Annotated in this window: 22 protein-coding genes and 2 tRNA genes; 9 read left to right on the top strand and 15 right to left on the bottom strand. The window is 48.5% G+C overall.

Annotated elements, in window-relative coordinates:
- Window positions 1–35: 35 nt before the first annotated feature.
- Window positions 36–2,108, top strand: coding sequence for a tetratricopeptide repeat-containing sensor histidine kinase (locus tag PV783_RS30530; RefSeq protein ID WP_143313666.1), 2,073 nt, complete (start codon window positions 36–38; stop codon window positions 2,106–2,108).
- On the opposite strand, the gene PV783_RS30525 is transcribed toward PV783_RS30530, so the two are convergent.
- Window positions 2,109–2,573 carry an Lrp/AsnC family transcriptional regulator gene (locus PV783_RS30525; protein WP_111578145.1) on the bottom strand — a complete coding sequence of 155 codons (465 nt, stop codon included), beginning with the start codon at window positions 2,571–2,573 and terminating at the stop codon, window positions 2,109–2,111. It abuts the gene before it with no gap.
- A 166-nt stretch (window positions 2,574–2,739) separates the two neighbouring features.
- Between PV783_RS30525 and PV783_RS30520 the strand changes: the two genes are divergently transcribed.
- Window positions 2,740–3,870 carry a histidine decarboxylase gene (locus tag PV783_RS30520; protein WP_079471830.1) on the top strand — a complete coding sequence of 377 codons (1,131 nt, stop codon included), beginning with the start codon at window positions 2,740–2,742 and terminating at the stop codon, window positions 3,868–3,870.
- On the opposite strand, the gene PV783_RS30515 is transcribed toward PV783_RS30520, so the two are convergent.
- The 3 genes from PV783_RS30515 to PV783_RS30505 all read right to left on the bottom strand — a co-directional run bounded on the left by PV783_RS30515 (window position 3,867) and on the right by PV783_RS30505 (window position 5,590).
- Window positions 3,867–4,751: a mechanosensitive ion channel family protein gene (locus PV783_RS30515; RefSeq protein ID WP_420990689.1), complete on the bottom strand. Its 885-nt coding sequence runs from the start codon at window positions 4,749–4,751 to the stop codon at window positions 3,867–3,869. The two genes, PV783_RS30520 and PV783_RS30515, sit on opposite strands and share 4 nt — an antisense overlap.
- 58 nt (window positions 4,752–4,809) lie before the next feature.
- On the bottom strand, window positions 4,810–5,064 hold the full coding sequence (locus tag PV783_RS30510) for a hypothetical protein (RefSeq protein WP_079471828.1): 255 nt from the start codon (window positions 5,062–5,064) through the stop codon (window positions 4,810–4,812).
- A 106-nt stretch (window positions 5,065–5,170) separates the two neighbouring features.
- Window positions 5,171–5,590, bottom strand: coding sequence for a DUF6496 domain-containing protein (locus PV783_RS30505; protein WP_420990688.1), 420 nt, complete (start codon window positions 5,588–5,590; stop codon window positions 5,171–5,173).
- A gap of 272 nt (window positions 5,591–5,862) precedes the next feature.
- Here PV783_RS30505 and PV783_RS30500 point away from each other — a divergent pair, with 272 nt between their 5' ends.
- The 4 genes from PV783_RS30500 (at window position 5,863) to PV783_RS30485 (ending at window position 7,490) form a co-directional block, all read left to right on the top strand.
- Window positions 5,863–6,183, top strand: a complete 321-nt coding sequence (locus PV783_RS30500) for a KGG domain-containing protein (protein WP_200817321.1) — start codon at window positions 5,863–5,865, stop codon at window positions 6,181–6,183.
- Window positions 6,184–6,293: 110 nt separating this feature from the next.
- Window positions 6,294–6,677, top strand: coding sequence for a DUF2809 domain-containing protein (locus PV783_RS30495; protein ID WP_420990687.1), 384 nt, complete (start codon window positions 6,294–6,296; stop codon window positions 6,675–6,677).
- A 28-nt stretch (window positions 6,678–6,705) separates the two neighbouring features.
- Entirely contained in the window at window positions 6,706–7,068 is a 363-nt protein-coding gene (locus PV783_RS30490) for a DUF1304 domain-containing protein (RefSeq protein ID WP_079471825.1), read from the top strand.
- An 8-nt stretch (window positions 7,069–7,076) separates the two neighbouring features.
- Window positions 7,077–7,490, top strand: coding sequence for a hypothetical protein (locus PV783_RS30485; protein WP_079471824.1), 414 nt, complete (start codon window positions 7,077–7,079; stop codon window positions 7,488–7,490).
- 2 nt (window positions 7,491–7,492) lie between these two features.
- Here PV783_RS30485 and soxC read toward each other — a convergent pair whose 3' ends face one another.
- Genes soxC through PV783_RS30455 form a run of 6 tightly spaced genes read right to left on the bottom strand, consistent with a single transcriptional unit; the run spans window position 7,493 to window position 16,866 of the window.
- Window positions 7,493–8,731, bottom strand: a complete 1,239-nt coding sequence (soxC, locus tag PV783_RS30480) for a sulfite dehydrogenase (RefSeq protein ID WP_420990686.1) — start codon at window positions 8,729–8,731, stop codon at window positions 7,493–7,495.
- 5 nt (window positions 8,732–8,736) lie between these two features.
- A complete protein-coding gene (locus tag PV783_RS30475; RefSeq protein WP_420990685.1) occupies window positions 8,737–9,303 on the bottom strand; it encodes a c-type cytochrome in 567 nt (188 codons plus the stop codon).
- Between the two features lie 8 nt (window positions 9,304–9,311).
- The gene (locus PV783_RS30470; RefSeq protein ID WP_420990684.1) at window positions 9,312–10,964 is read right to left on the bottom strand and encodes a hypothetical protein; all 1,653 of its coding nucleotides are present in this window, start codon (window positions 10,962–10,964) and stop codon (window positions 9,312–9,314) included.
- Between the two features lie 10 nt (window positions 10,965–10,974).
- Entirely contained in the window at window positions 10,975–12,324 is a 1,350-nt protein-coding gene (locus tag PV783_RS30465) for a hypothetical protein (RefSeq protein ID WP_079471821.1), read from the bottom strand.
- Between the two features lie 26 nt (window positions 12,325–12,350).
- On the bottom strand, window positions 12,351–13,712 hold the full coding sequence (locus PV783_RS30460; protein ID WP_079471820.1) for a RagB/SusD family nutrient uptake outer membrane protein: 1,362 nt from the start codon (window positions 13,710–13,712) through the stop codon (window positions 12,351–12,353).
- Window positions 13,713–13,731: 19 nt separating this feature from the next.
- Window positions 13,732–16,866, bottom strand: a complete 3,135-nt coding sequence (locus PV783_RS30455; protein ID WP_420990683.1) for a SusC/RagA family TonB-linked outer membrane protein — start codon at window positions 16,864–16,866, stop codon at window positions 13,732–13,734.
- 412 nt (window positions 16,867–17,278) lie between these two features.
- On the opposite strand from PV783_RS30455, the gene tkt reads away from it, so the two are divergent.
- Both tkt and PV783_RS30445 read left to right on the top strand, forming a co-directional pair.
- Window positions 17,279–19,354, top strand: a complete 2,076-nt coding sequence (gene tkt / locus PV783_RS30450) for a transketolase (protein ID WP_420990682.1) — start codon at window positions 17,279–17,281, stop codon at window positions 19,352–19,354.
- Between the two features lie 9 nt (window positions 19,355–19,363).
- Complete coding sequence (locus PV783_RS30445) at window positions 19,364–20,110, top strand: HAD-IIB family hydrolase (protein ID WP_420990681.1); 747 nt, start codon at window positions 19,364–19,366, stop codon at window positions 20,108–20,110.
- Here PV783_RS30445 and PV783_RS30440 read toward each other — a convergent pair.
- From PV783_RS30440 to PV783_RS30420, 5 genes are all read right to left on the bottom strand, one after another.
- On the bottom strand, window positions 20,098–21,102 hold the full coding sequence (locus PV783_RS30440) for a hypothetical protein (protein ID WP_420990680.1): 1,005 nt from the start codon (window positions 21,100–21,102) through the stop codon (window positions 20,098–20,100). The genes PV783_RS30445 and PV783_RS30440 overlap by 13 nt on opposite strands.
- Window positions 21,103–21,134: 32 nt before the next feature.
- Complete coding sequence (locus tag PV783_RS30435) at window positions 21,135–21,668, bottom strand: hypothetical protein (RefSeq protein ID WP_420990679.1); 534 nt, start codon at window positions 21,666–21,668, stop codon at window positions 21,135–21,137.
- Window positions 21,669–21,789: 121 nt separating this feature from the next.
- Window positions 21,790–21,866, bottom strand: a tRNA-Arg gene (locus PV783_RS30430).
- A gap of 144 nt (window positions 21,867–22,010) precedes the next feature.
- Window positions 22,011–22,084: transfer RNA gene (locus PV783_RS30425), tRNA-Arg, on the bottom strand.
- A 209-nt stretch (window positions 22,085–22,293) separates the two neighbouring features.
- A complete protein-coding gene (locus tag PV783_RS30420; protein ID WP_420990678.1) occupies window positions 22,294–23,706 on the bottom strand; it encodes a PLP-dependent aminotransferase family protein in 1,413 nt (470 codons plus the stop codon).
- A 95-nt stretch (window positions 23,707–23,801) separates the two neighbouring features.
- On the opposite strand from PV783_RS30420, the gene PV783_RS30415 reads away from it, so the two are divergent.
- On the top strand, window positions 23,802–24,254 hold the full coding sequence (locus tag PV783_RS30415) for a GNAT family N-acetyltransferase (RefSeq protein ID WP_420990677.1): 453 nt from the start codon (window positions 23,802–23,804) through the stop codon (window positions 24,252–24,254).
- The last annotated feature ends 22 nt before the right edge of the window (window positions 24,255–24,276 follow it).

The following is a 24,276-nucleotide window of genomic DNA, read 5'->3' as shown; positions in this document are numbered from 1 at the left end:
GTGGCACATTATCTTTAATTTTAACCTATGTTAAAGTGGACCGTCCCCGAATCGCTCCACCCTTGTCACTGCCAACACTATTACATATGCTGCCGGCCAGTCCTTTGAAGAAGAGCGTTTTAATCCCATTATGTCTGATTTTGCTGTCGCCTGCGGTAACAGCGCAACAGTTTATCAACGACAGCCTGCTGGCAGTACTGCACTCCCATTCACAAAACGATACCACCCGGGTGAACCTCCTGAACCAGGTGGCCAGGACGTATTTCACTATAGACGCCCCTACTGCAGCAAAATATGGCGCCGAAGCGCTCCGGTTAAGCGATAGTCTTCATTATACCAAAGGAAAAATATGGGCCTGGCGCAACCTTGCCCTCGTGGAAAATACCAAAGGACACCTGGATCAACAGATGCAGCTGACCCTCAATGCCCTGAAACTGGCGGAAGCCCTGGGTGACTCTTATACCCTGGGCGTACTGAATAACGATGTGGGGAATATTTTCACAGAACTGAATACCCCGCGGGACGCACTCATTTATCTTAAAAAGGCCCTGGCAATAAAGCTGAAGAGAAACGAAAAAACAGAAATTGCCAAGACCCTCAATAATATTGGCTCCGCATATATCTCCCTGAAAATACCAGATTCTGCGATGCTGTTCCTGGAAAGGGCCGAGAAAATAAAGCTGGAACTGCATGATCAGCGCGGACTGGCCTATACCTATGAAAACATGGGTATTGTTGCCATGCTCCGCCACCGGTATGATGATGCGCTGCGCTACCACCAGCTTTCCAATACCTATTACCAGGATGCCGGCAATTTACCCGGTGTGGTGAAATCCAGCCTGAACCTCGCTGAAATACAAACCATGCAGGGCGATCTGAAAGGCGCCGCGAAAAACCTGGAAAAGGCGAAGCTGTTAAATGATACGCTGGGCAATGTGAAAAATGAGATGATCTATTACAAGATCCGCTATGAGCTGGATTCTGCCCGGAAAGACTATGCCGCCGCCTTTGAGAGCTATAAGGAATTCAGTAACCGGAACATCGACTTTTTCAACGCCGAAAAAGGCCGGCTGATATCTCGCTCGCAGGAGAAATATGAATCTGAAAAAAAGCAACGCGAAAATATTTTACTGAAGAAGGAACAACACATGCACCTCGCTACCATACAGCAACAGCGGGTGCTGGTACTGTCTGCCGCGGCGCTTTTCCTGGCGTTGCTGCTGATTACCGTGATGGTATACCGTCTTTATAAAAGGCAACAGGAGCTGTATCTTGAACTGAATAACAAGAACCGGGAAGTATCCATGCAGAACCGCATTATCCTGGAACAAAACGCTACCCTGGAAAATCTCAACCAGGTAAAGGATAAAATATTCTCGGTTATTTCACATGATCTGCGTTCGCCGCTGGCCATCCTGGAGGGACTGCTCTTTTTACTGAAAGATGAAAAAATTGATGCGGCGCAGTTCCGTATCTATACTGATGAATTATGGAGGGACGTAAAAAATACGGCCTACATGATGGACAATATGCTGCAATGGGCCAGCAACCAGATGAAAGGTATTGGCGTGAAAGCGGATGATTTTGATGTGACCTTACTATTAAACCGCGAATTTGAGCTGCTGCAAACCCTGGCGCGGCAAAAAGAAGTGAAGCTGTCGCACGAACTGAACGAATGCATTATGGTATACGCAGATCCTGATATGATCAGGCTGGTAATGCGTAACCTGATCAATAACGCCATTAAGTTCACCCCTTCCGGCGGTGAAGTACTGATTACCGCCACACATGATAATGAACAGGCGGAAATCACGGTAAAAGACAATGGTACCGGTATTCCCGTGGAAAACCAGCACCGTATTTTCTCCAACATCTACTACTCTACTACCGGTACGCAGAATGAAAAAGGCTGCGGACTTGGGCTGCATCTCTCCAAAGACTTTGTAGAACGCAATCACGGGCAGATCTGGTTTAACAGTATGCCTGGCAGCGGCAGCAGTTTTTCCTTTACCGTTCCCCTGTCTGAAGAACCGGAGCCTAACCCCCGCGCCTATACGGTGGTGGTACAGGATCATCCGTTGGGCGGCGTGAGTGTGCTGAGGCGATAACTATCCCAGCCGGAAAGCTGTGGTGTGCTTGATTTCCGTCATTACGAAAGAACTGTGTACCTGCCCGATATTTTCAATGGCCGCCAGTTTATTGGTTAAAAAATGCTGGTAGCTGCGCATATCGTTTACCACTACCTTCAACAGGTAGTCGTAGGTCCCGGCCACATGATAACACTCCATCACTTCTTCCATTTTTGCGATAGCGGTTTCAAATTTCTTTATCAGCGGCTGTGAGTGCAGTTGCAGCGATACATTACAGTAGGCCGCCAGTGTTTTGCCGGCTTTATCGCCATGCAGCAGGGTTACATAGCTTTTGATCACCCCGCTTTTCTCAATCTTTTTAAGCCGTTCATAGGTGGGGGTAACGGACAGCCCTATACGATGCGCAATTTCTTTGGTGTTCAGGCGGGCATCTGCCTGCAGTGCCTCCAGTATTTTCCGGTCTGTTTTATCCAGTGTATCCATAGTAGTTATATTTTTCTTTTAAAAGATGTCCGGCGATGGCCGGGCAGTGCTGTTTATCTCCCAAAAACTTAAAAATAGTGTATATTTTCTAATTATATTACTATGCCAGTTTAATCAGGTTATCAATACTTACTTTTACAGCATCATACACCTGTAAAATACGATTATGAAAGAGTACCGGCTGGCTGCAGCAGATGCTGCGGCGCTGAATGAACTGTTAGCGCAGGTACAAACACGTACCAGGGATTTCCTGGGATATCCTGTATCCAAAGATTTTGATTATAGTCCCCTCCTGCCTTTTTTACAATATCCGTTAAATAACCTCGGTGATCCTTTTGTGCCCGCCACTTATGCTGTGGGGTCCAGGGAGATGGAGAAATACGTTGTTTCCTTTTTTGCCGGCCTTTTCCGCGCACCGGAAGACGACTGGTGGGGATATGTTACCAACGGCGGTTCTGAAGGCAATTTATATGGCTTATATCTCGCGCGGGAGCTGTATCCCAAAGGGATGGTCTATTATTCCGAAGCCACTCATTACAGTGTGCAAAAGAACCTGCATCTGCTCAATATGCCGGGAATTATTATCCGCACATTGCCCAATGGTGAAATAGATTATGACGACCTGGAAAATACCATCCGTATGAACAGGCATCTGCCGGTAATCATGCTGGCAAATATTGGTACTACCATGACCGAAGCGCGGGATGATGTAAAAAGGATCAAGGGTATTTTGAAGAACCTGGCAATACGTCATCACTATATTCATGCAGATGGGGCGCTGTCCGGCAGCTACAGCGCTTTCCTGGAGCCGCGGCCCGCTTTTGATTTTGCGGACGGGGCAGATAGTATTGCTATCAGCGGTCACAAATTTATTGGCGCGCCCATCCCCTGTGGTGTGGTGATTGCGAGAAAATCCAATCGCGACCGGATTGCCCGCTCGGTGGCGTATATCGGGAGTATGGACACCACCATTACCGGTTCAAGAAACGGCCATAGTCCATTGTTCCTGTGGTATGCACTGAAAAGCCTGGGTGTGGAAGGTTTGCGGGAAAGGGCCAGGCACAGTTTAACAGTAGCTGCGTATGCCGTGGAACGCCTCAACGAAAACGGTATTCCGGCATGGCGCAACCCCGATGCTATTACGGTGGTGTTTCCGGATCCTCCCGGAAGCATCCGCCGGAAGTGGCAGCTGGCTTCAGAAAGCGGTTGTTCGCATATCATTTGCATGCCTAACGTAAGTAAGGCGCAGGTAGATGAATTTGTGGACAGCTTCGTAGGCGCGATGGCGTTGGTTTAATTTACGCCCTCTGCAATGGCCATGATCTCGGTGTTGAGCGCCCGCCTGATGAGGCGTTCCGTTTCCTTGTTGGTTTGCGGCATCAGCAGTTGTACTTTAAACTGTACAAAGTCTTTTTTGATCTCGATTGTTTTCAGGGAAAAACTTTCCGGCGTATAGCTGCGGGAATAGGCGTCTATAGAACGTTTCAGCCGGTCTTCCAGTCCGCGGATCGTAAACGGATGTTTATGATCCAGTTCAAATTCAATGGTCAGTTTCCGGATATTTTGTTTGGACTGGTTCAGTACAGTCGAAGTAAACACGACCGAATTAGGAATAATAATGATATCATCGTCGTCGTTCTGCAACACCACGTTGATAAGGGTAATATCCATCACCCTGCCTTTTACTTCGCCGATGCGGATATGATCGCCGAGCGATAGCTGATCCGAGAACATAATGATGAGGCCATTGATCATATTGGTAATATAATCTTTTGTAAGCAGGGCGATAGCTGCTGCCACAATAGTGATGCTGGTTACAAGCCTGAGGAGATCCACGCCAAAAAAGATGGTGATAGCCAGCAGGAGAAAAAGCGTATTTAAAACAGAGGAAATACGGTTGATCCCTAGAATAAAATTATCCTTTTCAATGGGCCGCTGCCGGTTGCGGCGGCGGGTATACCAGGAGAGGATCACCAGCCAGGCCAGGGAGATAACCAGATTGGCGCCCAGGAAAAAAGAGAGCGCGTTGGTGAGCTTAAACAGCCATGTAAACTTATCATATACGGGAGGGTGTTCAAGGTTAAAATAAACAATGCCCAGATATACCAGCAGTTTTACGAGGAATATGACCCTCTCCCTGCGATTAGCGTTTTTATAGGTTTTATCGGTTACCATCATAGCAATTCATACTCGCTTTGCTGCGAAGGTACAACCGTAGTGGTTAAGCAACAAAGCCTTATTTCATTTTATCCAGAATATCTTCCCAGATAATGCGGGCAATCTGTTCGGTTTCTACCGTGCGGATGCTTCCCTCAAGCGTATCTTCGTGATCAGCAGTAAAGCTAGTACTATGGGGTTCAAATTCATCGAGCACATGTTCGCTCACATCAGGAATCACTTGAAATGCTGTTTCCAGAGCGCCCTTGTCGATCGTAATAATCAACCCATAGGGCTTCCCTCTGATGATCACAGTAATGCTGTGTTTTTCCATACTTAAAATCCTGCAAGCGATATACCACAAAAAAAGACCGGTGCTGTCCAGTCACCGGTCCTTTTGTATATATTGAACGGATAAAACGACCCGGAAAGCCCGTTAATTATGCGGTTGCGGCTGATTTTTTACGGGCGGCTGACTTTCTTTTAGGCGCTGCTTTTTTTGCGGTAGCTTTTCTGGCCGTTGTTTTCTTAGCAGCCGTTTTTCTTCCGGCAGATTTTTTAGCCGCAGCTTTTCCAGGTGCGGCTCTTTTAGCGGTTGTTTTTTTAGCGGGAGATTTTTTCGCTGCTGCTTTTTTGGGCGCTGCTTTTTTTGCGGTGGATTTCCTGGTAGTGGATTTTTTTGCCGCCGGTTTTTCAGGCACCTTTGCTCCTTCTTCGCGGGCCTCAGACAAACCTATAGCGATAGCTTGCTTAGGATTCGCAACCTTTTTATTGCTTCTTCCGCTTTTCAGTTTTCCTTCATGCATTTCGTGCATACTTCTTTTCACTTTATTCTGTGATTCTTTTGAATATTTTGCCATAACAAAAAAATTTAGATGGGTTAAGAAAAGAAATAACGTTGAAGCAAAAACAAAATATAAGCCACGGAAAATGAGAGAGTTCCTGTTTAAAAACTGTAGAATGGACAATAAAAGTGTGTGGAAAATTCTATGGATTGTGGAATGTATTGCCCCATTTCATATCCCCATGAGCCTCAAGTCCGCTACCAGCGTGGCTGATCCGTGATGGCACATATCTTGTTCCGGGTTAGCGTAAATGTTTAACTACTATCACTAAAAAAAACCTCAGGATTATGGAAGACATCAGATATCAAACTGCCATGCCGGTTAATCATGTTTCGGAAAAGAACTCCGATCAAAAGAGTAAACACAGTAAACGCGGATTTGCTTCTATGGACCCTGAACAGCAACGTGCCATTTCAAGAGAAGGTGGAAAAGCTGCACACCAGCAAGGTGTTGCCCACAAATTCACTTCTGAGGAAGCCCGTGCTGCAGGCAAAAAAGGCGGTGAAGCCGTTAGCAGAAACCGTGAACACATGGCCGCTATTGGCCGTAAAGGCGGAACCAACCGCGGAAAAAAGAAAAGTAGCGTTGAAAGTGATAATCAGCAATAACCCGATCACCCGGGTTATTGCATCGCATAAGGGGCCACAGGTCCCTTTTTCTCTCTCCTGACCACACTCATATTCCAGATTTCTTTGCTATATTTACCGCTTTTTTACCTATGGTAGCAAAAAGGCGCTGGATTTACTTTTTCCTTATTTTACTGAATATCCCTTTAGGACTCGCCACCAGGTGGGCTCCTCAATATTTCCCTGACATCATACGTATATATGGAGGCGATGTATTATCGGCCACCTGTATCTTTTTTGGCATCCGTTTCCTTTTTCCAGTCACCCCACTGTGGAAAATTGGCATCGGCAACTACGTGGTTTGCCTGCTGATAGAAATACAGCAGCTATACCAGGCCGAATGGGCCGTGAAGTTCCGGAACACGCCTGCCGGCATCCTGCTGGGACATGGATTCCTGTGGAGCGACTGCGTATGTTATGCCGTGGGCACCCTCCTGGCGCTGGCTGTTGCCTGGCTTGCAGAAAGAATAATTTGACCTATATTTATTTATAAACCACAACATTATGCTGGTACTCATCAAAATACTGATCGCTTTTGTGATGCTGGAACATCTTTATATCCTTTGGTTTGAAATGTTCGCATGGACCAGCAGGGGGCCTAAAATATTCAAGCAGCTGCCCAAAGAACTGTTCCCCCCTACCAAAGCCCTGGCGGCTAATCAGGGCCTGTACAACGGTTTCCTGGCTGCCGGCCTCGCCTGGACCTTTTTTATTTCAGACCCGGTATGGAGCTTACGGGTAGCCGCTTTCTTTTTAGGTTGTGTAGCCGTTGCCGGTATATATGGAGCGCTTACCGCCGATAAAAAAATCTTTTTCGTACAGGCATTACCGGCGTTGATCACCCTGTTGCTGATTATATTTTATTAAGATAAAACATGATAGAAGAATCAGACATACGGATAGGCAACTATGTATCCTACTTTGATTATAACATGGAAGAAACAGCCTTTGTAGTAGAAGGCATTTTGCAGGGTTTTGTGTATAATTCAGGACTGCCGCTCAGCAAACTTCCCTATGCAAAAGTAAACCCGATGGTGCTGGATGTGGACCTCCTGCTGAGATTTGGCTTTATCAAAGGAGATCCCGACTACGGCGAAGATGTAAATGTATATTCCCTGAAATATAACCGGCTGCACAGCGTGCATATCAGGCACGAAAACGAAGTATTCCAGCCGCTTACAGATGCCGCAGAAGGACTGGTACCCTACGGCCGCGCCATTGTACATGTACACCAGCTGCAAAATCTTTTTCACGCAGTTACCCGCGATGAACTTACCTTATTTGAGTAAGATCACTTCCATTTTTCCGGCTTGAACAACACGGTGCCATCTCTCTTCAGCACCCATGCGGTAACCGGGTTCACATGATACCCGCCCATGTCTGTACCACGCGCCTGGATCAGTTGTTTTAATGTTGGCTGACGATAGCCCGTGTCATCTGCTGCAAGGCTCATGATCTCTGTGGGTTGCCCGTCCCAATACCAGAGATGACGGAAATATGTATGTGCTTTGTCCATTACCGGCTCCTGCAACACCGCTTTGGTCCAGTGCTTCCCCGCATCAGTACTGATTTCCACGCTATCAATTTTTCCGCGGCCACTCCACGCGATGCCTCTTATTTCTATCCAGCCCTTTTCCACCTGCTGCGGAAACGACGGATAGGTGATAATAGAACGGGCATCCATGTCGAAGCTGAACTGCCGGATCTTATGATCCCGGATGGTTTCCGTGTATTTGGACGTTTCCTCCCGCGTCATAAAGGGCTGGTCCGATAATTCAATGCGCCGGATCCACTTCACATTGGTATTCCCCTCCCATCCCGGCAAAAATAACCGCGCAGGATAACCCTGCTCCGGGCGGATCGCCTCTCCATTCTGCCCGTAGGCGATCATAGCGTCTTTCCAGCCCTTTTCCACGGGAATACTGCGGGTCATCACCGCGGCATCAGAGCCTTCTGCCAGGAACCAGGTGGCCTTTGGATGCACGCCTACTTCGCGGAAAAGAGTGGACAGCATTACACCGGTCCATTCACTCTGACTGGTGAGTCCACAAATTTCCTGCGGCGTCATGGTTTCCTTGCCCGATCTGAAGTTGCCTGAGCACTCGATAAAGGCGATACGGGATGCCGCCGGAAAACGCTTTAAATCGCGCAAGGTAAAGATCATAGGCCGATCCACCATCCCGTGAATCAGCAGTTCGTATTTATCAGGATGGATAAGCGGCACGCCGGCATGACTTCTTTCAAAATGAAGATCCGACGGGGTGATAATGCCATACAAATCCTGCAAGGGTGTGCGGGAGGAAATATCCGAAGGCTTTTTTACCGGCTGCTCAAATGGGGATCGGGTGCCCAGTTTACCGGGAAGTGTACCCGTGATTTTCGTAGGATCAATATAGGTAGTGTCTTTTCCCGTGACGGTAGTATCTGTGCCACGCTGCACCCTGGAAGCGCCCATTAATGCCGCAGCAGCGGAAACTGCCGCTGCTCTCAGTATCGTTCTTCTTGGTATCTTTTTATCTTCGCCTGACATAATATTCATTTTATTTCATTACCACCGCGACGGTCGTCATTCACATAATATTTTTTCGCCGGCATCACAATGTTTGGCAGCTTCACGGCATCCAGCTGCAGGGTGCTGTCAATGATATCGTTGCGGTACAGCAGGAAAGCAGTAAGACTATACACCTCTTCATTTGTGAGCGATCCCGGTGCATTAAAGGGCATAGCGCGGCGGATATAATCAAATACCGTGGTGGCGTAAGGCCAGTAGTTGCCGATCGTTTTTGTGCGCACCGTATCGCTGAGCGTGGCCACCAGCCGGTTTGGTGAGGGCTCTGCGCCGGTTTCACCATGACAGGAAGCGCATTTTGCCAGGTAAATAACCCGGCCAGATGCCGCATTGCCGCTGCCGGCGGGCAATCCTTTGCCATCGGGGGCAATGGAGATGTTCAGTGAATCGATTTGCCTGCGGGTGGCTGTTTTTCCAAATCCGAAATGTTCCGGCCAACCTGGTACCGGTGGCCGGGTGTTGGTATGGCAAGCCAGCATACCCAACACCATTACAACGGCCGCCCGGTAACAGTTGGTTCGTTTTATAAACATAGTACTGCTTAATATTTTCCTGCCTGCAAAGTGCTCGGCGCCAATGTGTATTTCCTGTCGATGCGGTCCAGCACCACATAAATGTTATTCTTATTCTCATCCACGCCGGTGAGTATTACATGCGAACCATCACCGGTAGAATATTTCACGGTAAAGCGTTTCCTGTTTTCCCTGGCAGGTGCGGCGGCATAGTCTTTCGCCCTTCGGGCAGATAATGCAATGGGTGCTATCTTGAGTGATTCATCTCCGATATTTTCACGCGCTGCTGCGGGGATCCAGTCTTTCGCCGATTTGGCCGCCTCTTCACGCGCGGCCTTTTCCGCAGCTGCATCCACTACCACGCCGCCATCGCCGCCCACACCGGCAGTGCGGTTACGCCTGTCCGGAATGGGTTTGTATTTATCTTCGAGATAAAGCACTTTATTTACTTCATCGGCGTAATAGTGAAAGGCCCGCTGACCACCGGCAAGACCCGTTATTTCAAAGGTGCGGTTCACATCACGCTGCGGATCGCCGCCACCATTCGACAAATCGAGCGGATGCGGTTTATTTACGCGATAAGTAAAAGTAGACCAGTTCTCAAACGTGGCTTCCTGCCAGCGAACCGTATCTACCGGTGAATACGGGATCACCTGGTCGTTTAACCGGAATTCCGTTACCTGGTAGTTGCCGCGTAATTCCTTTACGCCCGCCACGGATGGTTGTTTGTATGGATCATACAGGAAGTTAATCAGCTGCAGATAAAAAAGCACTCCCAGGAAAAGGAAGATGGTAGCAGATTTCAGCCCTATGCGGGTATAGCGTTGCCATCTCTCCGGAAAAACCGGATAATAATTTACCGGCACAGTAAAACGCTCCTGTACCAGCAAACGATAAATTTTGGGTACATCATTTACCAGCAGTAACGCTGCCAGCAGTACGAAATAACTGCTGTATACATGTACGCCGCCGTCGTAGGCAAAGTTCACGTACACAATATCTCCCAGCGCGGCGAACAGTAAAATGGAACCGAGTGTAGTAGTTTTACGGAAAAATAACAGCGTGCCTGCCGCTACTTCCACCACGCCCGCAAAGATCTGGTACCAGGGCACAATGCCGATAGATAACCAGTAAATTTTCTGGGCAGTAAGATCACCAAAGTTGGTATTTAAAATTCCGAAAGATGGATACGGCATCTGTACCGGTAACAGCTTCGTAAACCCAAAGCCGATGATGCCGATACCGGCGCGGTATCTTACCACTACCCGCAGCCAGTACCATGCGGTATAATATTCCTTCCGCGGCAGTTTACGGGCCTTCACAATACCGGTCCATACAAGGCCGCCGGCAGTAGCTATCAACGCTGTGGTGATCCAGTTGGCATATCCCAACAGGGAACTGCCAAAGATGGTGTTGCCGAGAAAATTAATCCCGGAACCAAAGCGCGCAATATCATACAGGTCGCGGTAATTCAGCCGTGTCCAATCCAGTTGCACCAGTTGCTGGTACCACTCCACACTATTGGGAACGGATAACGCGATGAAAAAAATAAAAGCGATGCGGAATAATATCAGCTGATATTCTTTCCAGGCGGGCAGCTGCAACAGCGGTGCGTTGATAGCCACAGAAGCAGCGTCCCTGATCACGGGTTCATCTGGTAATGTTTGTGTGTTATGAGCCATGATAATTGGTTTAAAGTTTTAACTTCCTGTTTCGTCCCCCTCCGTTTGCCACTTCTTCCAACAGGTATTTTTTATTTACTTTTTCCAGTACTACATAGATAGAATCCCTGCTGTAAGTGGTGCCTGTGAGGATCACCCGGTTTGTATCCGGCCGCGAATAGTGCAGCGACAAGGTTTCCGCCGACAACGCAGGATGCCTGTTTTGCAGCGTAAGCAGGTGTTGCGTGGTATCGGCTGCATAACTGTAGTAATGCCTGCCGCTGGTACCTTCTATTTCGTATAGCCGTTCCGCGTTATCGCGTTTCACCAGGTGCAGATTATTGGAATCTACCAGTGCCGGTTTGTTGGTGCGGATGCTGATAGTATTCCATTCTTCAAACACTACATTGCGCCAGCGAAGGGAATCCGTTAAAGAATAAGCGAGTGTGTCGCCATTGACAATAAACGTGGCCACGTTATATAACCCGCTGATCGCCGGTAATCCTTTGGTGGTGGGATACTGGTAAGGGTCGTGTTTGGCGCCCACGCCTGTTTTCACACCATAGATCACCACAAAGAAAAGCAGGAAGGCTGTCTTCAAAATCCATCTGCCGTTTTTCCGGATGCCTTCAAACACCGGTTTAAAAGTAGCCGCTGCTGTAGGCTGTTGTAAGATGAGCAGGCGGATGATCCGTTGCAGATCAAAGCTCAGGATAACGAAAGCGTAAGTGATCAGCAACAGGCTGTATACCTGGTCGCCTCCTTCGTATGCAAGGTTGGACACGAAGATGTTGCCGCAAAAGATGAGGAACATGAAAGCGCCGATAGAAGCCGTTTTGCGGAACAGCAGCAGCAATGCTAACCCGATTTCCACGCCACCGAGAAACAGTTCGTAGGAAGGTACGATACCCAGGCTCAGCGAAAATAATTTCCAGCGGTTAAAATCACCATAAGGTGTATTCAAGCTGCTCAGCGAAGGATAGGGCGCCTGCAACGCGTACAGCTTCAGGAAGCCATAGGCCAGCAATGCCAGCGCCAGCCGGTACCGGAGAATCACGCGCAACCAGTAAAAGGCTTCGTCGTAGGTGCGTGTCCGTTGGCGGTCGGTGTAAGTCCACACGATAGCGCCGGCTACTGCAATTATCAGCAGTATGCCCCAGTCGGCATACGTTGCAGGCCCCGCGCCAAAGCGTGTTGTAAAGTTGGCCAGGTTAAAAATATCTTCATAATGAAGGTTAAAAATGGGAGTAGAAAAAAGGTAACTGTAAAACTTCCAGTCGAACGGCAACGCCTGCAACAGGAAATAAATAAATATTACCCTGAACCCAATCTTTTCATAGTCTTTCCAGGCGGGAGTTTCCGCGGTTATGACATTACTCATTGGTGATTTGTTATAAGGTGATAAGATCAGTAACCATCATTTTGTTTCAGATTGCCGTTCGATAATGTGACTTCGTTGGCCGGGATCGGAAATACATATAGCTGAGGATTCGTGATATTTAAAACAGCGCCTGCTCGTTTGGTACGCACCAGGTCGAACCACCGGTGAGGTTCCAGTGCGAATTCTATTCTCCGTTCATTTTCAATAGCCAGCAGCAGGTCATCTTTTCCGATCAGTTCCGTAACCGGTGTGAGCCCGGCCCTGTCGCGGATGCTGTTGAGATCTTCGCGGGCCAGGTCCGTTTTACCCAGCTGGGCGCGTGCTTCTGCGCGGATCAGGTACAGCTCAGCAATGCGGATAACATAAGCTGGATCGGTGGCGGGGCTTCTGTAGTACAGGTTACCATACCACAGGCCGGCGGAGGTTTTAGCGACCAGCGCGTTGCGGTTGCCGCCTGTTTTCGGATCATTTACCAGCGTGATAAACGCGTCCGACGGCGCCCACTGCCGGGTACCGCCGTTGGCGGGCGGTTGCCAGTAGTTGCGGTGGCCACTCAGGTAAGTAGCGCTGTACGACAGCTCAAATACTGATTCCTTTGTAGCGATGGCGCTGGCCGGTGAAAAGAAAGCGCTGTAAGGCTTCAGCAAAGAATAACTTCTGGTATCGCTGATTACTTTGGTGGCATAGGCTTCTGCCTGGGCCCAATCCGACTGGTACAAATAGTAGCGCGCTTTCAGCGCCCAGGCAGTTTGCTGGTTTACCCTTACCGGGTTGGGTGTTTGAGAAGGCGGCTGCAGCAGGGAATCTGCCGCATTCAGATCGCTCAATACCTGCTGGTATACCTGCGCCTGTGTGCTGCCCTTTACATCCAGTTTATCGGAAGCATTGAGTGTAGGCGTTAACGTTATCTGCACATTTCCCCAGGTGCGGGCGAGATCAAAGTAGCTCAGGGCGCGGATAAAGTACGCCTCTCCCACTGCCTGGTTCTTTTCTGTGGCAGAAAACGTGGCATCCTGCAAGCCGGGAACTTTTGCAATCACGTTGTTGGCGCCGTTGATAGTAGCGTAAATCGCCGCCCATACAGTTTGCAGGTTGCCATTGTCCGCATTTATTTTATGGGTGATAAACTGTTGAATAACCGACTGGGAGCCGGTCCACTGCACATTATCACCAGGCAGGTAGCCGAAGGTCTGGAACAATGCGCCGTAGTAGCCGTCGCTGCCCAGCTTTCTGTATACGCCACGCAAAGCAGTATTGGCGGACGTTTTATCAATGATCGTTTGTTCGTCAGACACACTGTCACGTGGTTCCACGTCGAGAAATTTCTTGCATGACAAAGCTGTCAGCGAAAGAAAGAAGAGCGATATATATTTCCGATATGCTTTCATATAGGAGAATTAAGAGCGTTTAAAGAGTTACGTTTAAGCCAAACTGTACACTGCGCGGTTGCGGCGGTGTACCAAGATCCAGTCCCTGTACGGTTTGTATACCGGTTACGTTTGATTCAGGATCCAGCCCGGTGTATTTGGTAAGCAGCCAGAGGTTACTACCGGTGAAGTATACACGCAGCAACTGGATATGCAGTTTTTCGCTGACAGACTTGGGAATGGTATATCCTAGTGTAAGTGATTTGAGCCGCAGGAAGGAACCATCTTCCAGGAAGCGGTTGTTCTGATCGATGGTATAGTTGAGACCGTAAGCGGTGAGGCGCGGTACATCTGTGATGTCGCCTGGTTTCTGCCAGCGGTTCAGCTGATCGGCAAACAGTACACGGTTGGCATCGCGGGTGCCACCTCCTTCTCCGAAAAATTTGTTCAGGTTATATACATCGTTGCCATACTGGAATGATAACAGCACGCTGAGATCAAAACCTTTATAGGAAACGGTATTGCTGAAGCCACCATAGAATTTCGGCATAGCGTTACCCATCACCTTACGCGCAGACACAGGGAGCTTGCCATCTTTCTCGCCTTCAAAGATTACGTTACCGGTTTTCGGATCCACGCCCAGCTGGTTGTACAGCCAGAAGGAATACATGGGTGAACCTTGCTGCATGATAATCCAGTCGCGGTTATACTGGTAAATCGGTGTTGGCAGTTTTTCAATACGGTTGGTATTACCGGCAATATTCAGGCTGCTGGTCCAGGTGAAATTACGGGTGCTGATATTGGTAGTATTGATCCCGATTTCATATCCTTTATTGCTGATTTCACCGGCGTTGCTATAGATAGAAGTAAAGCCGGAAACGCCTGCCTTAGGCAGTTGCAGCAGTACATCGCTGGTGTATTTGTAATATACATCTGCGGTGATATTGATACGGCCATTGAATAATCCGAGGTCCACTCCGCCGTTGAGCTGACTGGTTTTTTCCCAGCGCAGGTCGGGATTGGGCAGCTGCAAAGGCGCCGTGCCTGGCTGATCGCCGGTGCTGTTGTCGGGGTAGCCTGCACCACCGGACCACAGTCCTTTTGCCGCGAAGTTGCTGATACCGGATTGATTCCCCGTGATGCCGTAGCTGGCGCGAACTTTCAGATCGCTGATACTGTTCACCGACTTCAGGAAATTTTCTTCCTTGAGCCGCCAGGAGGCGCTTACAGAAGGAAAGTATCCCCATTTATAATTATCGCCGAACTTGGAAGAACCATCTGCGCGGATGCTGGCCTCAAAATAATATTTACCTGCATAGTTGTAATCGATCCTGGAGAAGAAAGACGACAACGTGCTGCGGGTCCATGTTTGCGCAGCAGTGCGGGTAGCGGCAGCAGAAATATATTTGTAGGAATTGTTAGGGAAACCAGTGCCCTGTGCAGAAGTTAATGTTTCCGTATTACTCTGGATGGTGTTGCCTACCAATACGCCGAAGAAATGTTTTTCTCCTGCATGTTTGCGCCAGGTAAGTGTTTGTTCATTGATCCAGGAAGTATTCTGTGTAATGGCGGAAGTGGCCAAACCGTTGGTGGGACTGGCACCCAGCTGGGTGAGGTTATTCCAGTATTCGGATTCATTGTAATTGTTATAATCGATGCTGATATTACTGTGAAACTTCAGATCCGGCAGCAATGTGGCATCGAGGTAAAGGTTACCGATATAACGGAGGCTTGTCGTGTGTACGTCGTAGTTATCGATGAGTACCTGCACGTTATCAAAGCCTGCCCACCGGGCGGGTGTACCGTCGGGATTTGTTTCCGGGAGATAGGTAGGCGTGTGTAAGGCCGCCTGTAACAAACCTCCCTGCGGACCGTCACCTGCGCGGCCCTGGCTGCGGAAGCTACGCGAGAAGCTGTTGCTGGAACCTATGGTCACCTTGTCATTCACGCGCTGATCGATATTCAGTTTAAAGCTGGCTCTTTCAAAGGAAATGGGCCGGAGAATAGACTCCTGCTTCGAGTAGCCGCCACCGAAATAATACTTTGTTTCGCGGTTACCACCGGAAAGCGACAGGTTATAATTCTGGAGCGGGGCAGTCTGGAAAATTTCCCCGAGGCGGTCGTAGGTATGCTGATCCTGCGGCAGTCCACGCGGGGCAGGCGATTTATCCGGATTATCATTCAGCGCGCGGAAAGGCTGGTAGCTGTATTTGGTGATGCCAGCCTTATCGTTAAGGGCGGTGGCATCTGCCAGGGAGTTGCGGTAAAACTCATTGACCAGCGTAGCATGTTCCGGCCCCGTGGTGAGGTCCCACATTTTGGGCGCCCAGGCCACGCCTGCCGATACATCTGCAGTTACTTTGGCTTTGCTGTTATAATTGCCGCGGCGGGTAGTAACAATCACCACGCCGTTGGCGCCCCGGGAGCCATAGATGGCTGTTGCGCTGGCATCTTTCAATACCTCTATATTTTCTATATCGGCAGGATTGATATCTGCCAGCGGGGAGCTGGACCGGCCGCCGGTGTTTACCGTTTGCAGGCTGGAATTATTCATAAATACGCCGTCGATGATGTATAGCGGATCATTGTCGGCGTTGATGGAGGTAGTACCCCGTACCCTTACAAACACGCCATCGCCGGGAACGCCGGTATTCGAATTAATTTGCACCCCGGCGGCCCTGCCCTGCAGCTGTGCGTCAAAGCTGGCTACCGGTACGGTTACCACGTCGCTGCCTTTTACGGAGGAAATGGCGCTGGTAAGATCCCTTCTTTTCTGGGTACCATATCCTACTACCACCACGTCGTTTAGTTGTGTACTGAGCTCTTCCAGGGCGATGTTGCCGGCATTAGACTTATCGGCATATATTTCTTTGAGTTTATAACCCAGGGAAGAGATCTGGTAGATGACCGGCACTTTCTGACCGGTAAGAAACGCGAACTCCCCGTTTGTACCGCTCTGCACCTCATGGGTGGTGCCTTTGATATGTACAATAGCGCCGGCGATAGGTTGTTGTGATTTGGCGTCGATAATTCGTCCGGAAAGGGAAATGTTGTTTTGAACGATGTTCCTGTGCGCAGGTTTGGTGGTGTCGGCGCTGTGAGGTGCGCGCAATTCCTGCGACCATGCGGTAGCCGCCAGCAGCAGCCCGCAGCTGCATGCAATAGCAATTTTCATTATCTTTACTTTGGTATGAAAAAATGAGGCCGGTGAAAGCAGGTAACTGCCATCACTGTAAAATGTCTCCAACAGCCTTGATTACCAGCCGGAACTGCGTCAACAGTTCCGGCCTTTTTATTTCTGATTGATGCTTCCTAACATCGGTTTGCTGAATATTCCACGCAGCAAATTTTCCTCATTAAGTGTAATGATGTATCCATGTCGGTATTTTTTGAAAGATAAACGGGGTATGTCAACAGGTGGATGAATTTCCCCTAAAGCGGACCCGGAAAGCCTACGAAGTACAATAATACAATATTTTTTGAAAAGTCTATAATTTTAGTAGACTAATTAAAAAATAATACGGCAACCTTCTGCGCATGAAGTTTGTTGACCTATGTGTGATCATCTTTTACAAAAAAAGAATACCATGACCAACAACACTTCTCTTATTCCCAATCCTGCTGCGTTGGATGAGCTATGTATCAATACGCTTCGTTTCTTATCGGTGGATGCCGTGCAGAAAGCAGACAGCGGACATCCCGGGCTACCATTGGGAGCGGCGCCGATGGCCTATGTATTGTGGACCCGGTTCCTGCGTCACAACCCTTCAGATCCGCACTGGTTTAACCGCGACCGGTTTGTTTTATCTGCCGGGCATGGCTCTGCCTTGTTATATAGTTTGCTGCATGTTACCGGGTATGATTTACCGTTAGAAGAACTGAAACGGTTCCGGCAATGGGGCAGTAAAACGCCGGGGCATCCCGAGCGGGGTTTGGCGCCGGGCGTGGAAGTAACTACCGGTCCGCTTGGACAAGGCTTTGCCAACGGTGTGGGCCTTGCCATGGCGGAAGCCTACCTGGCAGAAAAGTATAACCGTCCGGGTGATGCAGTAATTGATCACTACACCTATGCGCTGGTAAGCGATGGCGACCTGATGGAAGGCGTAGCCTCCGAAGCCGCTTCCCTCGCCGGCCATTTGCGGCTGGGCAAGCTGATCTATTTATATGATGATAACCGGATTACCCTGGCATCTGCCACACCGGTTACCTTTACAGAAGATCACGCCAAACGGTTTGAATCGTATGGATGGCATACCCAGAAAGTAGCGGACGGCAACGACCTGGAAGCCATTGATGAAGCGATCCGCAATGCGCAGGCGGAAACAGACCGGCCTTCCATCATCCTGGTGCGCACACATATTGGTTTTGGTTCCCCGAAACAGGATACTACCGGCGCGCATGGTTCTCCCCTGGGGCCTGAAGATGTAAAACTGACGAAAGAAAAACTCGGCTGGCCGGTAGCACCGGATTTTTTAGAACCTGCGGAAGCCCTGGATCATTTTCGTGCAGCCGTAGACGTTGGGAAAACATTATCTTCCAAATGGGAAGAGCAAATGATCATCTACGGACAAAAATACCCGGAGCTGGCAAAAGAATTACGTTCGCTGATGCATGATCATATTCCGGAAGACTGGGATAAGGATATCACCCCATTCCCGGCAGATCCTAAAGGACTGGCCACCCGTGCTGCTTCCGGTAAAGTGATACAGGCATTTTTTAAACACCTTCCCGGCTTCATCGGCGGCTCTGCGGACCTCAATACTTCCACCAATACAGAATTAAAGGATGCCGGTAATTTTGAAAGTCCGGCTATGAAGCAGGGCGACCTCCAGGGCGCAGCCGGTGGCGTATGGGGATACGACGGCAGGAACATCCAGTATGGTGTGCGTGAACACGCTATGGGCGCTATTTCCAACGGTTTGGCAGCACATGGAGGTATTATCCCCTATTGCGCCACCTTCCTCACTTTTTCAGATTATATGCGGCCATCCATCCGGCTGGCGGCACTTTCAGAGCTGAAAGTGATCTATGTTTTTACGCACGACAGTATTGCGATGGGAGAAGACGGCCCTACACACCAACCGGTGGAACTGCTGGCCGCACTTCGCGCCATACCCCACCTGGTAGTGATTCGTCCGGCAGATGCCAATGAAACCATTGCAGCGTGGCAAATAGCGATACTTGAACCGGACAAACCGGTTGCATTGATCCTCTCCCGCCAGGCGGTGCCTACATTGGATCGCAGCAAATATGCAGCAGCCAATGGCCTGCGCTATGGCGGTTACATCCTCGCAGATGCGCCCGATGCAAAGCCTGAGCTGATCCTGATAGCCACCGGCGCTGAAGTGGATTTAATTGTAGCCGCGCAGGAAAAGCTGCAATCGTTTAATATCGCGGTGCGCACCGTATCCATGCCCAGCTGGGAGTTGTTTGAGGCGCAGTCGCCGGCATACCGCGACCAGATACTTCCTCCTGATGTCACCAACAGGATAGTGGTGGAAGCAGGCATTTCACAGGGCTGGCACCGTTATGCGGGCGACAAAGGCGAAATTATATCCATCGACCACTTTGGGGCATCCGCACCGGGACCAGTGTTGTTACGCGAGTTTGGATTCACGGTAGAAAATATCTGTGAACATGCACTGGCCTTACTAAAAAAATAACTATCACAAATGAAGAAGCTGGTGGTATTTGACCTGGATGGCACGTTGGCGCAAAGCAAGTCTGCCATTGATGAAGAAATGAGCGGATTATTATATTCACTGTTAGCTGTGGCCAGGATAGCGATTATTTCCGGCGGCGCCTGGCCACAGTTTGAGCAGCAGGTGCTGGCAAAACTGCCTGGCGAAAAGGGACTGGAACGGTTATCCATTCTCCCTACCTGCGGCACGCAGTTTTATGAGTATACCGGCAAATGGCATAAACTATATGCGGAAGATTTTACCACAGCAGAAAAAAAGAAAATCACCGATGCTTTGAACGAAGTGGTAAACACGCTGGGTTACAAGGCGGCTAAACTCTGGGGGCCTGCTATAGAAGACCGTGGCAGCCAGATCACTTTCTCCGCATTAGGACAGGAAGCGCCGCTGGAAGAAAAGAAAAAGTGGGACCCTGACTTTGCAAAGCGGCAAAAAATGAAAGCATTACTGGCTGGTATTATTCCTGAATTTTCTGTGAGCCTGGGTGGCACCACTTCGGTAGATATCACCAAACCCGGCATCGACAAGGCTTACGGCATCCGTAAACTCCGGGATATTTTAAGTATCCCTATTGAAGAGATGTTGTTTGCGGGAGATGCAATTTTTCCCGGCGGCAATGATTACCCGGCAAAAGAAACCGGCGTAACCTGCATCAAAGTGCGTGACCCCGATGAAACGAAACGGGTAATAGAAACGGTTATAGCCTGTTATGCAGGATAATTCAGCAGTTCATTCAGCAGTTCGGTTAAGCTGATGGTTCCGGTGGCGATCACCTCGTCGCCGGCTCCATAATAAATATAAAGGGTATCGTTAAATACGACCGTACCTGTAGGAAAACAAACATTGTCCACATCTCCCCTGATTTCCCAATCCCGCTCCGGCACCAGTATGGGGTAAGGTAACCGCGCAATTTCCTTCATGGGATCATCCAGGTCGAACAGTGCAGCGCAGCCAACATATACGTACCCGTTAGGTGTTTCATGCACACCGTGGTATATGAAAAGCCAGCCGTGCGGGGTTTCCACCGGCGGACAACCAGCGCCCACATAACTCATTTCGTGTTTATACTTTGGCGTTAGTATGATATGATCCTGGAGGTGGAGATAATAATCTTTCCAGAACTCCGGGGTGAGGTCAGCTATTTCGTTCACCACCGCCAATTGTATATGCGGTTTGATACGGTGCAGAAAATAGAATTTGCCGTTAATCTTTCTTGGAAAAAATACAACATCCTTATCCCATAAACGGGGATTAAAATCGTTGTACCGGATATATTTTTCATCCAGTGGTGCATTGGTTTCTGCGAGCTGTTTAAACTCTGTATAGTCCATCTGCGCCACTATCAGCCCGTGTTTTTCAAACTGCAGACCATCTGAAGAAGTAGCCAGTGCTGCACAGGCGCTCACGCCATCGTAAGCGGTATAGGTGAGGTAGTATAACCCATCGATATGCACCACGCGCGGATCTTCCAATCCTTTGGCCTCGTAATCGTGTTCCGGAAATAAAATGGGTTTATCCAGGCGTTGTTCTATCGTGAGCGGATCGCTTAATTTACAAAAACCAATACTGGAGTGATTGCCTTTCTGCACTGCCCGGTAGTAAAAAAGCACCTGGTTTCCCGCCCTGATAGTGGCTGGATTCAGCACGCCTTCGTTTTCAAATTCCAGATCGCTTTGTTTCAGGAGTATGCCTTCTTTTTTGATCCGTATCATAATTCCCGGTTTCCGTTTGGGTAAAACAATTATCAGTTTGTCAGCAGGGAAACTTTATATTTCGGATAGTCCACCAACAGCTTGTAAAAGATAGTATTTTTTAGTGATCCGGAAACGATTACCTTATAAACGCCTTTTCTTCCGGTGGCAGCCCAGGCATAGTGCAGGCTGTCGTTATGCATTTTTAATTCCTGTTCTTTACGCCAGATGTACAACTGCTGGTTCACCAGTTGCTGCGCCCTCTCCGGCGTAGCAAAAGCCGCATCTACTTCCTGCTGGTACCTGCTCCGCCAGTTGCCGCCGTATCTTGCTTCCATCCTCTTATTGGCTGCGTCATTTACACGGGCCACGCTGTCGATCAGCGCCTGATTGATGGTACACTCTCCTACCGTATAAAAAGCAAAGCCCCATTTTCCGGCAATGGCCTGTTCCACCTCCACTCTTTCCACGTCCGGGAAGCCGTAGGTAAGGAAGCAGATCTTCTCTTCCGTATGATTGTTTTGCGGCTGAGCCAGGGAGGTAGCCGAGATCAGTATAAGAAGTGCGGATGCGAGTAGTGTTTTCATGGTTGTGTTGGCAAAAGACAGCAATAGGTAGCGACACCTAAATATATACTAAATATAAATAATATAAATATCTGCACATAAAAAAAGGACGAACCGATGTAACTCGTGTTCGTCCTTTAGTTGGTGACCTCATCTGGATTCAAACCAGAAACCTTTTGATTCGTAGTCAAATGCTCTATTCAGTTGAGCTATGAAGCCGTTTTCCCGTTTCGGGATTGCAAATGTAGAACAATTTCTTATTCTAACAAATTATTTTTCAATTTTTTATATCTGAAAGCTTTTCTTCAGATTTTTTCTTTTGACAGAAAATGCTGCAGTTAATGCAGCATTTCTATCTTTTTGTGACCTCATCTGGATTCAAACCAGAAACCTTTTGATTCGTAGTCAAATGCTCTATTCAGTTGAGCTATGAAGCCATTTCCCCGTTTGGGATTGCAAATGTAGGATTTGTTTTAAATTAAACAAAAAAAATTAGTACTATTTTTTCAGGAGGCTATCGTTAACGGGTACACGCAGTTTATGTACCTCCCTGCAAGCCGCTGCCATCAATGGATGGCGGCGATCATTCTTCTGTAAAAAAAATAATAGCAGGAAATTAAATTGATAAATAGCACCGGGCAGTAACTCATAAATTTGCAACCAATCTACCCAGCTGTTTCAATTTAAGCTGTACCTCTTCCGACCAGGGCAGGCCGATAGAAAGTCTCATGCAGTTTTCAAATTGATTTTGCATGGTAAACATCCTTCCCGGAGCAATACTGATCCTTTGTTTCATGGCACTGTCAAACAGTTCTGTAGTATTGATTTTTTTATTGAACTCCACCCACAAGGCAAGCCCACCCTGTGGCCTGCTTGTTTTGGTACCTGCCGGAAAATATTCGGCGATGGCCTCTATATAGTGCTGATAATTGCTCTCCAAAGTGTGCCGAAGCTTACGCAGATGATTTTCATACCGCCCACTTTTCAGGAAGCCGGCTACTGCCTCCTGCGTAATTGCTGGCGAGGATATGGCATGCACCAGTTTTAGTTTCAGGATCTGCTCTTTGTATATACCAGGTGCTACCCAGCCTACCCGGTAGCCTGGCGCAAGGGTTTTGGAAACAGAACTGCACCACAGCACTGTACCTTCTTGATCAAACGACTTGCAACATTTGGGACGTTGCCTTCCAAAATAAAGATCGCCATAAATATCATCTTCGATAAGCGGAATGCCATGTCTGGCCAAAAGTTTCACCACTTCCTTTTTATGTTCATCAGGCATACAAGAGCCCAAAGGCGTATTGAAGTTGGGAACCAGCAAACAGAGGTCGATTTTGGGGATGGCTTTCTTCAAGGCATCCAATTCAATACCTGTAGCCGGATGCGTAGGCAGCTCCAATACTTTTAGCCCTAAACTACCCGCCAGTTGCAGGATGCCCGGATAACAAGGACTTTCAATAGCAATGGTATCCCCCCGCTTTCCCAGCGCCATCATACAAAAAGACAACGCATTCATTCCTCCGGCAGTAGTTACCAGGTCATTTTCATGGAGGCTCCCTCCCCATGATAAAGAGCGGGCAGCAATTACCCTCCGCAACTTTTCGTTGCCCTGCAACTGTTCATACCCGGTACCGCTATCGCTGAGTTCCCGGGTGGCATGCATTATTTCCTTATTCAGTTTTGCCAAAGGCAATAATTCATTGGACGGCGCGCCAACAGAAAAAAGCGTAAGGTTATTTTTACCCATGTTGGCATAAACTTTCCCGATCAATTCTGCTGGCTCCTTACTGTTACTGACCGGTGAAGGTTTGCTTACTTCCGGAAGCGGAAGCCTCTGATAAGGCAGCCTGCTTACAAAGTACCCCGACTGTGGCTTTGATTCGATAAGCGATTGCGCTTCCAGTTCCAGGAATACCCTTTTGGCAGTGTTCATACTGATGTTGTGTTCCCGGCATAGCATTCTTACGGAAGGCAGGCGGTCACCCGCTTTTAAAACTCCGTTCCTGATCAGCTTTGCCATGTTATCTGATATCTCCACGTATAGAAAGTCGTTCTTCATAGGATAAAGATAACTGTGTCTATCAAAATACACAAAACTGTGACTGTACCCATTGAGCCGTCATGATTATTTTTGCATAAAAACTATACATAAATATGCCAGAAGTAATCATTAAAACAGGTAAGGAAAATATGGATGTTAAGATGATACATCGTTTCCTGCAGGAAGACTCCTACTGGGCCAAAGGCATTTCTTATGCGCTGGTAGATCATTCACTGACCCATTCATTTTGTACCGGCGCTTTTGTAAATGGTGAACAGGTAGGGTTTGGAAGAGTGATTACCGATTACTATACTTTCGGATGGTTCGCCGACTTTTTTGTATTACCCGCATACCGGGGGAAGGGCATTTCAAAAAAAATGTTAGCCTATATACTGGATCAGCCCTGGTCAAAGCGCTTGAGGAGGAAGATGTTGAATACAAGCGATGCACATGGCTTATATCGTCAATTTCAATTTAAGGATCTTGCTAACGCTTCCGGCTTACTGGAAATATATCATCCAACTGTTCACCTGGCATATCAAGAAGAAGCAGGCTTCAGCAGATAACCGGCCTGTATGGCAGCTTTTG

It is taken from the genome of Chitinophaga sp. CC14 (assembly GCF_048957795.1).
GTDB classification, from domain to species: domain Bacteria; phylum Bacteroidota; class Bacteroidia; order Chitinophagales; family Chitinophagaceae; genus Chitinophaga; species Chitinophaga ginsengisegetis.
The sequence above is the reverse complement of the archived record's forward strand: the minus strand, read 5'-3'. Positions and strand labels throughout refer to the sequence as shown.

Coding starts and splice junctions, on each gene's coding strand:
- PV783_RS30525 (WP_111578145.1), bottom strand. CDS start 2,573: ATGGATACACTGGATAAAACAGACCGGAAAATACTGGAGGCACTGCAG.
- PV783_RS30520 (WP_079471830.1), top strand. CDS start 2,740: ATGAAAGAGTACCGGCTGGCTGCAGCAGATGCTGCGGCGCTGAATGAA.
- PV783_RS30515 (WP_420990689.1), bottom strand. CDS start 4,751: ATGATGGTAACCGATAAAACCTATAAAAACGCTAATCGCAGGGAGAGG.
- PV783_RS30510 (WP_079471828.1), bottom strand. CDS start 5,064: ATGGAAAAACACAGCATTACTGTGATCATCAGAGGGAAGCCCTATGGG.
- PV783_RS30505 (WP_420990688.1), bottom strand. CDS start 5,590: ATGGCAAAATATTCAAAAGAATCACAGAATAAAGTGAAAAGAAGTATG.
- PV783_RS30500 (WP_200817321.1), top strand. CDS start 5,863: ATGGAAGACATCAGATATCAAACTGCCATGCCGGTTAATCATGTTTCG.
- PV783_RS30495 (WP_420990687.1), top strand. CDS start 6,294: ATGGTAGCAAAAAGGCGCTGGATTTACTTTTTCCTTATTTTACTGAAT.
- PV783_RS30490 (WP_079471825.1), top strand. CDS start 6,706: ATGCTGGTACTCATCAAAATACTGATCGCTTTTGTGATGCTGGAACAT.
- PV783_RS30485 (WP_079471824.1), top strand. CDS start 7,077: ATGATAGAAGAATCAGACATACGGATAGGCAACTATGTATCCTACTTT.
- soxC (WP_420990686.1), bottom strand. CDS start 8,731: ATGTCAGGCGAAGATAAAAAGATACCAAGAAGAACGATACTGAGAGCA.
- PV783_RS30475 (WP_420990685.1), bottom strand. CDS start 9,303: ATGTTTATAAAACGAACCAACTGTTACCGGGCGGCCGTTGTAATGGTG.
- PV783_RS30470 (WP_420990684.1), bottom strand. CDS start 10,964: ATGGCTCATAACACACAAACATTACCAGATGAACCCGTGATCAGGGAC.
- PV783_RS30465 (WP_079471821.1), bottom strand. CDS start 12,324: ATGAGTAATGTCATAACCGCGGAAACTCCCGCCTGGAAAGACTATGAA.
- PV783_RS30460 (WP_079471820.1), bottom strand. CDS start 13,712: ATGAAAGCATATCGGAAATATATATCGCTCTTCTTTCTTTCGCTGACA.
- PV783_RS30455 (WP_420990683.1), bottom strand. CDS start 16,866: ATGAAAATTGCTATTGCATGCAGCTGCGGGCTGCTGCTGGCGGCTACC.
- tkt (WP_420990682.1), top strand. CDS start 17,279: ATGACCAACAACACTTCTCTTATTCCCAATCCTGCTGCGTTGGATGAG.
- PV783_RS30445 (WP_420990681.1), top strand. CDS start 19,364: ATGAAGAAGCTGGTGGTATTTGACCTGGATGGCACGTTGGCGCAAAGC.
- PV783_RS30440 (WP_420990680.1), bottom strand. CDS start 21,102: ATGATACGGATCAAAAAAGAAGGCATACTCCTGAAACAAAGCGATCTG.
- PV783_RS30435 (WP_420990679.1), bottom strand. CDS start 21,668: ATGAAAACACTACTCGCATCCGCACTTCTTATACTGATCTCGGCTACC.
- PV783_RS30420 (WP_420990678.1), bottom strand. CDS start 23,706: ATGAAGAACGACTTTCTATACGTGGAGATATCAGATAACATGGCAAAG.
- PV783_RS30415 (WP_420990677.1), top strand. CDS start 23,802: ATGCCAGAAGTAATCATTAAAACAGGTAAGGAAAATATGGATGTTAAG.